Source organism: Streptomyces sp. NPDC029169, from assembly GCF_055563935.1.
In genome coordinates, this window is record NZ_JBVHXA010000021.1 from 121,746 (window position 1) to 134,306 (window position 12,561).

11 protein-coding genes are annotated in these 12,561 nt (G+C 72.6%); all 11 read left to right on the forward strand.

The features are described 5' to 3' along the window. Positions 1 to 17: 17 nt before the first annotated feature. The 11 genes from ACZ4VI_RS31150 (at position 18) to ACZ4VI_RS31200 (ending at position 12,541) form a co-directional block, all read left to right on the forward strand. Entirely contained in the window at positions 18 to 815 is a 798-nt protein-coding gene (locus tag ACZ4VI_RS31150) for an aldose epimerase family protein (protein WP_468004665.1), read from the forward strand. A gap of 10 nt (positions 816 to 825) precedes the next feature. Continuing rightward, positions 826 to 1,374 (forward strand): orotate phosphoribosyltransferase, encoded by a 549-nt coding sequence (gene pyrE / locus ACZ4VI_RS31155; protein WP_468004667.1) that lies wholly within the window; start codon positions 826 to 828, stop codon positions 1,372 to 1,374. Positions 1,375 to 1,584: 210 nt separating this feature from the next. Then, positions 1,585 to 2,607 (forward strand): class II fructose-bisphosphate aldolase, encoded by a 1,023-nt coding sequence (gene fbaA / locus ACZ4VI_RS31160; RefSeq protein WP_468004670.1) that lies wholly within the window; start codon positions 1,585 to 1,587, stop codon positions 2,605 to 2,607. 67 nt (positions 2,608 to 2,674) lie between these two features. Beyond that, a complete protein-coding gene (locus ACZ4VI_RS31165) occupies positions 2,675 to 3,853 on the forward strand; it encodes a MalY/PatB family protein (RefSeq protein WP_468004672.1) in 1,179 nt (392 codons plus the stop codon). Positions 3,854 to 3,962: 109 nt separating this feature from the next. Next, positions 3,963 to 5,954, forward strand: a complete 1,992-nt coding sequence (locus tag ACZ4VI_RS31170; protein WP_468004674.1) for an Ig-like domain repeat protein — start codon at positions 3,963 to 3,965, stop codon at positions 5,952 to 5,954. A gap of 78 nt (positions 5,955 to 6,032) precedes the next feature. Next, positions 6,033 to 7,616, forward strand: a complete 1,584-nt coding sequence (locus tag ACZ4VI_RS31175) for an MFS transporter (protein WP_468004676.1) — start codon at positions 6,033 to 6,035, stop codon at positions 7,614 to 7,616. Positions 7,617 to 7,894: 278 nt separating this feature from the next. Beyond that, on the forward strand, positions 7,895 to 8,308 hold the full coding sequence (locus ACZ4VI_RS31180; RefSeq protein ID WP_468004679.1) for a DUF3151 domain-containing protein: 414 nt from the start codon (positions 7,895 to 7,897) through the stop codon (positions 8,306 to 8,308). 192 nt (positions 8,309 to 8,500) lie between these two features. Further along, a complete protein-coding gene (locus ACZ4VI_RS31185; RefSeq protein WP_468004681.1) occupies positions 8,501 to 9,388 on the forward strand; it encodes a DUF3152 domain-containing protein in 888 nt (295 codons plus the stop codon). Positions 9,389 to 9,501: 113 nt separating this feature from the next. Beyond that, positions 9,502 to 10,350 (forward strand): tryptophan 2,3-dioxygenase family protein, encoded by an 849-nt coding sequence (locus ACZ4VI_RS31190; RefSeq protein WP_468004683.1) that lies wholly within the window; start codon positions 9,502 to 9,504, stop codon positions 10,348 to 10,350. After that, positions 10,343 to 11,560 (forward strand): kynureninase, encoded by a 1,218-nt coding sequence (kynU, locus tag ACZ4VI_RS31195; RefSeq protein ID WP_468004685.1) that lies wholly within the window; start codon positions 10,343 to 10,345, stop codon positions 11,558 to 11,560. The genes ACZ4VI_RS31190 and kynU overlap by 8 nt, the downstream gene beginning before the upstream one ends. 105 nt (positions 11,561 to 11,665) lie before the next feature. Next, a complete protein-coding gene (locus ACZ4VI_RS31200; RefSeq protein WP_468004687.1) occupies positions 11,666 to 12,541 on the forward strand; it encodes an alpha/beta hydrolase in 876 nt (291 codons plus the stop codon). The last annotated feature ends 20 nt before the right edge of the window (positions 12,542 to 12,561 follow it).

Genomic DNA, 12,561 nt, shown 5'->3' on the forward strand with positions numbered 1-12,561 from the left:
CCGTCTACTGTCGGGGCGTGAGCAAGCAGACGCGACTGACGGCGGGCGACGCCGAGTTGACCATCAACCCCGACAACGGCTGCCGTATCGAGAGCCTGCGCATCGGCGGCACGGAGCTGCTGCGCCAGGGCGAGCGGTACGGCTGCTTCCCGATGGTGCCCTGGTGCGGGCGGATCGAGCTGGGCCAGTTCCGCAACGGCGACGTGAAGCACCAGCTGCCCCTCAACTCGCCGCCGCACGCCATCCACGGCACCGGCCGCGACACCGCGTGGACGCCCGCCCGGACGGCGGACACGAGCGGACGCACGGCGGCGTTCACGTACGAGCTGGGGGACCCCTGGCCGTACGCCGGCCGGGTCACCCAGACCTTCGAGCTCACCGAGGACGGGCTCACGCTCCAGCTCGGTGTCGAGACCCTCGCCGACTCCTTCCCGGCGCAGGCCGGCTGGCACCCCTGGTTCAACCGGAGCCTCGACGACGGCGCTCCCGTACGCATCGACTTCACGCCCGACTGGCAGGAGGAGCGCGGCGCGGACCACCTCCCCACCGGGCGGCGGATCGGCCCCACCCCCGGCCCCTGGGACGACTGCTTCGGCATGCCCGACGGCGTCGACGTCACCCTCACCTGGCCGGAGCAGCTGGAGCTGAAGGTGACCAGCCGCGCCGAGTGGGTCGTGATCTACGACAAGCAGGAGGAGGCGGTCTGCGTGGAGCCGCAGTCCGGCCCCCCGAACGGCCTGAACACCCTCCCGCACTACGTGACCCCGATCGAGCCGCTGGAGATCGCGGCGACCTTCGCCTGGCGGCGGCTTTAAGCTCATGAGCATGACTGACGTACGCGCTGACCTGCTCCAGCAGATCAAGGACAAGGCCGTGGTGCACGGCAAGGTGACCCTCTCCTCGGGTCTGGAGGCCGACTACTACGTCGATCTGCGCCGGATCACGCTGGACGGCGCGGCCTCGCCGCTCGTCGGCCAGGTCATGCTCGACCTGACCGCCGACCTGGAGTTCGACGCCGTGGGCGGTCTGACGCTGGGCGCCGACCCGGTCGCGACCGCGATGCTGCACGCCTCCGCCGCCCACGGCAAGCGCCTGGACGCCTTCGTCGTCCGCAAGGCCGCGAAGGCCCACGGGATGCAGCGCCAGGTCGAGGGCCCGGACATCAAGGGCCGCCGCGTCCTGATCGTCGAGGACACCTCCACCACCGGCGGCTCCCCGCTCACCGCGGTCGAGGCGGCGCGCGCGGCCGGTGCCGAGGTCGTCGCGGTCGCCACGATCGTGGACCGGGCGACGGGCGCGGGCGAGAAGATCAGCACCACGGCGGGCGTGCCGTATCTGTACGCCTACGCGCTGGACGAGCTGGGTCTCGCCTGACCGACGCGAAGTCGTGACTTAGGTCCGGGGCGGCCCCCGACGGCATCCTGACCTGCGGCTTTGACCAGGGGCGGAGTGTTTCACGTGAAACGCTCCGCCCCTTAGCCATGGTGTCCGCGGAAGAGTCTGGAAAGATGGGCCCCGACGATGACGTCGCCCCAGGTCAGGGTCTAGTAACGCACCCACCCGCACATCACAAGGAGCGGACGAATGCCCATCGCAACCCCCGAGGTCTACAACGAGATGCTCGACCGGGCGAAGGCAGGCAAGTTCGCCTACCCGGCCATCAACGTGACCTCCTCCCAGACCCTGCACGCCGCGCTGCGCGGCTTCGCGGAGGCCGAGAGCGACGGCATCATCCAGATCTCGACCGGTGGCGCCGAGTTCCTGGGCGGCCAGCACAACAAGGACATGGTCACGGGCGCCGTCGCCCTGGCCGAGTTCGCGCACATCGTCGCCGCGAAGTACGACATCACGGTCGCGCTGCACACCGACCACTGCCCGAAGGACAAGCTGGACGGCTATGTCCGTCCGCTGCTCGACATCTCCGCCGAGCGCGTCAAGGCCGGTCAGAACCCGCTCTTCCAGTCGCACATGTGGGACGGCTCCGCCGAGACTCTCGCCGACAACCTGGCCATCGGCCAGGAGCTGCTCGCCAAGGCCGCCGCCGCCAAGATCATCCTCGAGGTCGAGATCACCCCGACCGGTGGCGAGGAGGACGGCGTCAGCCACGAGATCAACGACGAGCTGTACACCACCGTCGACGACGCGATCCGCACCGCCGAGGCCCTCGGCCTGGGCGAGAAGGGCCGCTACCTGCTCGCTGCCTCCTTCGGCAACGTGCACGGCGTCTACAAGCCGGGCAACGTCGTCCTCCGCCCCGAGCTCCTCAAGGACCTCCAGGCGGGCGTCGCCGAGCGCTTCGGCAAGGCCAGCCCGTTCGACTTCGTCTTCCACGGCGGATCCGGCTCCACCGCCGAGGAGATCGCCACCGCGCTGGAGAACGGCGTCGTGAAGATGAACCTGGACACCGACACCCAGTACGCCTTCACGCGTCCGGTCGCCGACCACATGTTCAAGAACTACGACGGCGTCCTGAAGGTCGACGGCGAGGTCGGCAAGAAGTCCACCTACGACCCGCGCACCTGGGGCAAGCTCGCCGAGGCCGGCATGGCCGTCCGCGTGACCGAGGCGTGCGCCGCGCTGCGCTCGACCGGCACGAAGCTGAAGTAGGACACGTTGTGACCGAAGGGCCCGGCACCAAGTGGTGCCGGGCCCCTCGCGTATCCGGGAGGTCTGGGTGACGACGACGTACGACTTCGACCGTGAGATAGACCGGCAGGGCACGTGGTCGGTCCAGTGGGACGGCATGGCGGACCGCTTCGGGGCCGGCGAACTGCTCCCCTTCACCATCTCCGACATGGACTTCGCCTCCCCGCCAGAGGTGCTCCGGGCGTTGCGCGAGCGGGTGGAGCACGGGGTCTTCGGCTACACGGACTGGCGGCTCGGTGAGTTCCGGGAGGCGGTACGGGACTGGTACGCGATCCGCCACGACACCGCGCTCGACGTCTCGACGCTCGTCTACGCCCCGTCCGTACTGAGCCAGCTCTCGCAGCTGCTCCAGATGTGGACCGGGCCCGGCGACGGGGTCGTCGTGCACACCCCGACGTACGACGGGTTCCGCAAGGCCGTCACCGGTCTCGGGCGCGAACTGCGCGGCGTACCGGTCGGGGACACCGAGGCGCTGGAGGCGGAGCTGGCACGGCCGGACAGCCGGATGCTGCTGCTCTGCTCGCCGCACAACCCGACCGGCCGGGTGTGGCGGGAGGAGGAGCTCGCGGAGTTCGCGCGGCTCGCCGAGCGCCACGGGGCCGCCGTCGTCAGCGACGAGATCCACGCGGACCTGGTGGCGGACGGCCACCGGCACGTGCCGTGGAGCCGGATCGCGGAGGCGGGGCGCGGCCGGCGGTGGGCGCTGATCACCTCGGGCACGAAGGCGTTCAACTTCCCGGCGCTGACCGGCTCGTACGGGATCATCGGCGACCCCGACGAGCGGGCGGCGTTCGTCCGCCGGATGGAGACGGGCGAGGGGCTCGCCTCCCCGGCGGTGCTCTCCTTGACCGCCCACATCGCCGCGTACCGGCAGGGCGGGCCGTGGCTGGACGAGCTGCGGGCGTATGTGGCGGGCACGATGCGGCTGGTCGCGGAGCGGCTGGCGGCGGGGCTGCCGGGGCTGCCGGGGGTGAGCTGGACGCCGCCGCAGGCCGGGTATCTGGCCTGGATCGATCTGCGGCCGCTCGGAATCGACGAGAGCGCGCTCCAGCGCGAGCTGGTGGAGACGGAGAAGGTCGCGATCATGCCGGGCGGGGTGTACGGCACGCCGGGCTTCGTCCGCCTGAACGTCGGCTGCCCACGGAAGAAGGCCGAACGGGGCGTGGACGCGCTGGTGCGGGCGGCGGGGCGGCTGCGGACGCGGTGAGGAGCCGTGGACGGATACCGGGGAGCGCGGTGTCGGCGGGATGATCTAGTCTGCGCTCACCCGGCCGCTGAAGCAACGCGGCGGGAGGCCATTGGGGGGTCACATCATCGTGCGCAAGCGCACTCTCTCGGCCGCGACGTCGCTCGCGGTCCTCTTCAGCTCCGCGGCACTGGTCGCGGGTACGGCGGGTACGGCTGCTGCCGACAGCAGCAAGGTCCTGCCGGTGTCGTCCGTGGGCGACATGGTGGTGGACGGCGTCCACCAGAAGATCTTCATCAGCGACCCGTACCTCGGGAAGGTCGTCGCGACCGACTACGCCGGTACGGTCCTGGCCACGGCCACCGGCCTGCCGGGCGTCACCGGCCTGGCGCTCTCCGGGGACGCGGGAAGCCTGTATGCCGCGGTTCCGGGTGACGACGCCGTCGTCTCCCTGGAGACGCAGACGGTCACCGAGACCGCCCGGTACGCGATCGGCGAGGGCACCGACCCGCAGCACCTCGCCCTCGCGGGCGGCAAGATCTGGTTCGGCTACGGCAACGGCGACCACGGCGACATCGGCTCGCTGGACGTCTCCGGCGCCGAGCCCGTGGTGACCCTGGCGCAGGACGCCGAGACGAACTACTCGGGCGCCCCGAGGCTCGCCGCCTCGCCGACGAACCCGAACAGCATCGCCGCCGCGTCGTCCTACTACCACCGGTTCAAGGTGGGCGTGTACGACGTGACCGCGGGCGCGGCGAGCCGCACCGCGCGGACCGCCGACAGCGTGAGCAATCGCAGCGTGATCAACGATCTCGCGTACACCTCGGACGGCAGCCGTCTCATCACGGCCGGCGCCGGGAACCAGCACGTCGTGTGGCAGACCGCGGACCTCGCCGAGGTCGGCGGCTACGCCAGCGACTACCACGGCGCAGCCGTGGCCGTCGCACCCGACGGCACCGTCGCCGCGGGCTCCGACTCGTCGTACGGCAAGGACGTCTTCGTCTACCGGCCCGGCGAGACCACCTCCGTGCGGCAGTACGACTTCCCCGGCACCGGCACCTCCAGCGGCGGGGACGACCTCGCCAACGGCGGCCTGGCCTGGGAGCCGGGCGGCAGCCGGCTCTTCGCGGTCACCACCGCCTATGGGGCGAGCGCCCGCCTGCACGTCCTGGACACGCCGACCATGTCCGCGCCGGCCATCACGGTCAAGGTTCCCGCGACCGCGCCCCTGCTCAAGGCGCTCACCGTCACCGGTACGGTCACGGCGTCCCTGCCCTTCCCGGCCGGCACGCCGCTCACCGTCACTCGGTACGACGTCGAGGCCCCGCAGGGCAAGGCGCTCGGGACCAAGGCGCTCGGGGCGAACGGGGCCTTCTCGTTCACGGACACGCCGACCGCGGGCGGCGGCGTGACCTACAAGGTCGCGTACGCCGGTGACGCCACGCACAACGGTGCTTCCGCGCAGGCCCGGGTCGAGGTCTCGCGGAACAAGACCGCGCTGACGCTGGACCGCCACGGGCTCACCGTCGACTTCAACACCCCCGTCTGGTACACGGCCACGCTCGGCCCGACGTACAAGAACCGCGTGGTGGAGATCTATGCCGACCCGTACGGCTCGGAGCCCAAGCGGCTGCTCCGGCGCGGCACGGTCAACTCGGAGGGCAAGCTGGCGGTCCAGCTGAAGATGACCCGTGACACCCGTGTGGGCGCGTGGTTCGCCGGTGACGCGCGCTCCGCCTCGGCCGTCGCCTGGTCCACCGTGTACACGCGGGCGGGGGTGGCGACCTCGATGTCCCGGCACTACACGTGGACGAAGATCGGCACCACCGGGTACCGGACCTACCACCAGACGACCGACCCGCTGATCAGCGCGTGGCACAACGCCTACCCGGGCCGCAAGACCCGGCTCGATCTCCAGATCTGGTACGCCGGCGCGTGGCAGAACGTCGGCTCGGAGTACTTCCAGCTGAACGCCAATGGCATGGCGTACGTGACGGTGGACGGCGACGGGGCGGCCGGCTACCGGTTCCGGGTCCGCGCCGCCTACATCGACGGCTCTGCCGGCGACTACGTGAACACCACGGCCTACGGCTCGTGGCAGTACTTCAACTTCACCCGCTGAGGCGCTCCCGAGCGACCCGACGAGCCCCGTTCGCCGTTCCGGCGGGCGGGGCTCCGCCGTTCGCGGGACCATGCAGGCATGGACATCCGGCTGAGCTCCGGGACGGGGCGGTGGATCGTCTTCACCACCGTCCTCGCGTCCGGGATGGCACTGCTGGACTCCACCGTCGTCAACATCGCCCTGCCGCACATCGGCGAGGACCTCGGCGCCGACATGGCCGCGCTCCAGTGGACCGTCAACGCCTACATGCTCACGCTCGCCGGTCTGATCCTGCTCGGCGGGGCGCTCGGTGACCGGTACGGGCGGCGGAAGGTCTTCGTCGTCGGGGTCGTGTGGTTCGCGATCGCGTCGCTGCTGTGCGGGCTCGCGCCGAACGCCGGGGTGCTGATCGCCGCCCGCGCCCTCCAGGGCGTCGGAGGCGCGCTGCTCACCCCCGGGTCGCTCGCGCTGATCCAGGCGAGCTTCCACCCGGACGACCGGGCGAAGGCCGTCGGGCTGTGGTCCGGGTTCGGCGGGGTCGGCGCGGCGATCGGGCCGTTCGTCGGGGGGTGGCTGGTGGACGGGCCCGGCTGGCGCTGGGTGTTCCTGCTGAACGTGCCGCTGGCCGCGCTGTGCGTGCCGGTCGCGCTGCGGCATGTGCCCGAGTCGCGCGACGAGTCCGCGCACGGCCGTTTCGACGTGCTCGGCGCCTTCCTGGGGGCGGCCGGGCTCGGCCTCGTCACGTACGCGCTGATCGCCGAGACGTGGTGGCCGGGGGCCCTCGGGCTCGCGGTCGGGGCGGTGTTCGTCCTCGTGGAGCGGCGGCGGGGCGAGACCGCGATGGTGCCGCCGTCGGTCTTCGCGTCCCGGCTGTTCACCACGGTCAATCTGGTGACGCTGTGCCTGTACGCGGCGATCGGCGGCTTCTTCTTCCTGGCCGCGCTCCAGCTCCAGGTGGTGTCCGGCTACTCGGCGCTCGCGGCGGGGGCGGCGCTGCTGCCGACCACCGTGCTGATGCTGCTGCTCTCGGCGCAGGCGGGCGAGCTGGGCGAGAAGATCGGGCCGCGGATCCCGCTGACTGTGGGGCCGCTGCTGTGCGCCGGGGGGATGGTCCTGATGCTGCGGGTGGGCGAGGACGCCTCGTACGCAGGGGACGTGCTGCCGGCGATGGTGGTGCTCGGTCTCGGTCTGACCGTCCTGGTGGCCCCGCTGACGGCGACCGTCCTGGCCTCGGTGGACGTGGCGCGATCCGGCCTGGCGAGCGGGATCAACAACGCGGCGGCCCGCGCGGCCGGTCTGCTCGCGGTCGCGGCGCTGCCCGCGCTGGCGGGCATGGGACCCGAGGCGTACCGCTCGGCGGAGGAGTTCGGCGAGACCTTCCGCCGGGCGATGCCGATGTGCGCGGGACTGATGGTGGCGGGGGCGGCCCTGGCCTGGGCGACGGTGCGCCGCCCTGCCCTGCTGACCTGTCACCCGGAGTGCCGCTACTACTGCGCGGTGGCGTCACCGCCGTTGGACCCGGGCGAACGGTCGGAGCCGGGGGAATGGTCGGGGTCCGGTGAGCGGTCGGGGCGGGGTGAACGGTCGGGATCCGGTGAGCGGTCGGGATCCGGCGAGCCGTCGGCGCCCGGCGAGCGGTCGGGCGGCCCGGGGGAAGCGGCAGGGGGCCCGCCGGGGGCGTGAGGCCGGGGGCCGGGCGGGCCGGTGGGCCGGGCGCCTGAGCGTGCCGAAGTCGGCCGGGGCGTGAGGCCGGGTGCCGGGCGGGCCGGTGGGCCGGGAGCCTGAGCGGGCCGAAGTCGGCCGGGGGGCCCGAGCGGCCGGGGTGTCTGTGTCTCGGGTGCTCTGCGTCCGGGCGTCCGGGCGGCCCGGCATCCCAGGCGGTCGGGAGGCCGCGGGCGGGCCAGTGGGCCCCGGGCCCGAGGGAGCCGGAGGCTGTCACAGGCGTGAGGCAGACTGGCCCCATGGCCATCCACGAGAACCTGCTGGGGGGACCCGCCCCCACCCACCTGCCCGACGACCCTGAGCCGCGCGAGCTGCTCGCGGCAGGCACGGCGCCGGCGGACGTCGCCGCGAAGTACCCGACGTCCTCGCTGGCCTGGGCCCAGCTCGCCGACGAGGCGTACGAGGCCGGTCGCGTCATCGAGTCGTACGCGTACGCCCGTACCGGCTACCACCGCGGCCTGGACGCGCTGCGGCGCAGCGGCTGGAAGGGCCACGGCCCGGTGCCGTGGGAGCACGAGCCGAACCGCGGCTTCCTGCGGGCCCTGCACGCGCTGGCGCGCGCTGCCGGGGAGATCGGCGAGAAGGACGAGTACGAGCGCTGCTCGACGTTCCTGCGGGACTCGTCGGAGACGGCGGCGGAGACGCTCGGCTGACGTTCACGGACGTACCCCGGCCCGCGGGGCGCGGAGCCTCCTGAAGGCACCGCCCCCATGGGCCCCGCCGAGGGCTGTTCGATGGTGTTCGAAGGGGCCGGTACGATCCTTCGGACCGTTGTACCGAGATCCGCCGGCGCAGAGGCCCTCACCCTCTTCCCCCCACCCGGCCGACGCAGGGAGAAGTCTGTCTTGGGCAAGCGCGCCGCCGCACCCGCGGGACGGAGACGAAGCCAGAGCGGCCGACGGGGCCGGGGCCGGGGCCGCTCCGGGCGGAGCCCGATAGGACGCCTCGTCCTGCCCACCCTCGCGCTGATCACGCTCTCCCTCCTCGGCGGCGCCGCCCTCGCGCACTACAACAGCGCCCAGGACTCCGGCGGCGAGGCCACCGCGGCCCCCACCACCGACCGGACGACCACGCCGCCCCCTCCGCCGGCCACGACTCCTACGCCGAAGCCGAAGCAGACCACGCCCCTGCCGAAATCGACGCCGACGCCCAGGAAGACGACCGTGCCGGCCTCCGGCGCCGGTACCTTCACCACCGCCCAGTCCTCCGGCGACGCCGTCGGCACCGGTGGTTCCCTGCGCCGCTACCGCGTCCAGGTCGAGGACGGCGTCGACCTCTCCGCCCGCCAGGTCGCCGCCGAGATCCAGCAGATCCTGGCCCACCCGCGCGGCTGGGCGGCGCACGGCCGTGGCCGCTTCCAGCTGGTCTCCGAGAACGCCGACTTCGTCATCCGGATCGCGACGCCGGCCACCGCCGACAAGCTCTGCCTCGCCCAGGGGCTCAACACCCGCGGCGAGCTCAACTGCGAGACCTCGCAGGGCGTCGTCGTGAACCTCAAGCGCTGGATGCTCGGCTCCCCGACGTTCTCCGGCACCCCCGCCGAGTACCGGCACCTGATCATCAACCACGAGGTCGGGCACGAGATCGGCATCCGGACGCACATGACCTGCCCGGGCGCCGGGAAGCTCGCGCCCGTGATGATGCAGCAGATCAAGGGGCTCAAGGGCTGCCGTTCGAACGCGTATCCGTATGACGAAGACGGCAGCTACATCGAGGGTCCGATCGTGCCATGATGCGCATGGGACCGCGCGCGACGAAGCGGGCGGGCCCGAGGGGACCGGGGCTCCACTTTCTCTCACGGAAGGAGCGGACCGCTACCCGGTAGTTGCGTATCGAGGAGACAGCAATGTCCACCTTCCCCGATGCCTCCGGAGCCGGTTCGGTCGAAGACCCGAACCTCGACTTCGCGGGCACGACGCCGTACGAGGACTACGTACAGGCGGACGTTCTCACCCACCTCCAGCACCTCCGCTCGGACGACCCCGGCGAGATGGTCTTCCTGGTCACCACCCAGGTCATGGAGCTGTGGTTCACCGTCATCGTCCACGAGTGGGAGACCGCGAGCCGCGCGCTGCGCGAGGACCGGATACCCGTCGCGATGGACGCGCTCAAGCGCTCCGTGCGCGAGCTGGAGGCGCTGAACCACTCCTGGCGACCGCTGGCCCAGCTCACCCCCGCGCAGTTCAACTCCTACCGCGCGGCCCTCGGCGAGGGCTCCGGCTTCCAGTCGGCGATGTACCGGCGGATGGAGTTCCTGCTCGGCGAGAAGTCCGCGTCGATGCTGGTGCCGCACCGCGGGGCGCCCCGGGTCCACGCCGAGCTGGAGAAGGCGCTCCAGGAGCCGAGCCTGTACGACGAGGTCCTCAGGCTGCTCGCCCGGCGCGGGCTGCCCGTACCCGAGGCCGTGCTCGGCCGCGATCTGGCGAAGAAGTACGAGCCGTCGCCCGAGATCGAGGAGATCTGGGCCGGGATCTACGCCGACCCCGACCAGAACGGCGAACTCGTCCGCCTCGGCGAGGCGCTCAGCGACGTCGCCGAGCTGATCTGGCGCTGGCGCAACGACCACCTCGTCGCCACCCGGCGGGCCATGGGCTCCAAGACCGGGACCGGCGGCTCGGCGGGCGTCGCGTGGCTGGAGAAGCGGGCGCAGAAGAACGTGTTCCCCGAGCTGTGGACGGCGCGCAGCCATGTCTGACGTACTGCGCGAGAACGCGCTGCGGCTCGATGCCGAGGACCCGCTGGCCAAGCTGCGCGAGAAGTTCGCCCTCGACGACGACACGGTCTACCTGGACGGGAACTCGCTCGGCGCGCTGCCGGCGCACGTGCCCGACCGGATGGCCGACGTCATCACCCGCGAGTGGGGCCGGCTGCGCATCCGCTCCTGGGACGAGAGCGGCTGGTGGACCGCGCCCGAGCGGATCGGCGACCGGATCGCCCCGCTCGTCGGCGCCGCCCCCGGGCAGCTCGTGGTCGGCGACTCGACCAGCGTGAACGTCTTCAAGGCGGTCGTCGCGGCCACCCGGCTGAGCACGGACGACCGGGACGAGATCCTCGTCGACGCCACGACGTTTCCCACGGACGGGTACATCGCGGAGTCGGCGGCCCGGATGACCGGCCGCCGGATCGTGCCGCTCGCGCCCGCCGAGATGGCGGACGCAGCCGGGCCTCGCACGGCCGCCGCACTGGTCAACCACGTCGACTTCCGTACCGGCCGCCTCCACGACCTGCCCGGGATCACGGCCGCGCTGCACGCGGCGGGCGCGCTCGCGGTCTGGGACCTGTGCCACAGCGCGGGCGCCCTGCCGGTCGGCCTGGACGAGCACGGGGTCGACCTGGCCGTCGGCTGCACGTACAAGTACCTCAACGGCGGCCCCGGTTCGCCCGCGTACCTGTACGTCGCCGAGCGCCACCAGGCCGCCTTCGACTCGCCGCTGCCGGGCTGGAACTCGCACGCGGACCCGTTCGGGATGACCCCCGGGTACGCGGCGGCGGACGGCGCGCTGCGGGGCCGGGTCGGTACGCCCGACATCCTGTCCATGCTGGCGCTGGAGTCGGCGCTCGACGTCTGGGACGGCGTCGCCGTCGAGGACGTCCGGGCCAAGTCCCTCGCCCTGACGGACTTCTTCCTGGAGTGCGTACGGGAGTACACGCCGACCGGCCGCGTGGAGTCGCTGACGCCGGAGGCGCACGGGGAGCGCGGCAGCCAGGTCGCGCTCCGGTGCGCCGAGGCGCCCGCCGTCATGGCGGAGCTGATCCGGCGCGGGGTGGTGGGCGATCTGCGCCGCCCGGACGTGCTGCGGTTCGGCTTCACGCCGCTGTACGTCGGCTTCGCGGACGCGGAGCGTGCGGCCCGGGTCCTCGCGGAGGTCCTGGCGGAGGTCCCGGCCGACGCTTCGGGTTCGTAGGGCTGGGGTAGGTCCGATGATCGCTTGATCTGTGGGGGCGTCAGTCCTGGTACCGTCCCCGCAGGTCAGGCCAATTCGGCCCCGTCCCCGAGAGGTTGGAACAGCATGCCGGACCCCGCCGCGCGCGACGCCGCCGAAGAAGCGTCGGCGTTCTCGCACCCGGCCGTCGCCCCGGACACGTCCGCCGCGTACGGCGAACACCCCGACCAGGTCGTCGACTTCTACGCGCCGCGCGACGGCCGGCAGCGTGCGCCGCTGGTCGTCGCGCTGCACGGCGGTGCCTGGCGGGCGCCGTACGACCGGCAGCATCTGACTCCTTTCGTGGACTTTCTGGCCCGCCGTGGTTTCGCCGTCGCCAACGTCGAGTACCGGCGGGGCAGCGCCCTCCCCCGGCAGGGCGGGACGGGACCGGTTGCCGGCCGCTGGCCCGAGACCTTCGACGACGTGGCCGCCGCGCTCGACGCCGTACCGCGCCTCGCGGCCGAGCATCTGCCGCAGGCCGATCCCCGCCGGATCGTGCTGACCGGCCACTCCGCGGGCGGCCACCTGGCCCTGTGGGCCGCCGCACGGCACGTCCTCGCCCCCGACGCGCCCGCGCGCTGGCGGCTGGCCTCGCCGCCCGCGCTGCGCGGAGTGGTGGCGCTGGCCCCCATCGCGCACTTCGACCGGGCCGTGGAGCTCGGGGTGTGCGGCGACGCGGTGACCCAATTCCTGGGTGGGGACGGCGAGTTCGACGTACGGGCCCGGCATGCCGACCCGGCTCTGCTGCTCCCGACCGGGATCGCCACCACGATCGTCCAGGGCCGGGACGACGTCGTCGTCCCGCAGGCCGTCGCCGACGCCTATGTGGAGGCGGCGGCGAAGGCGGGCGAGACGGTCGGCTTCACGCTCCTCCAGGACGTCGGCCACTTCCCGCTGATCGACCCGGCGGCGGACGCCTGCGCGGTGGTCGCGGAGGAGATCGCCCAGCTGGCGTGGTGACGGCCACGTAGTACTTGGGA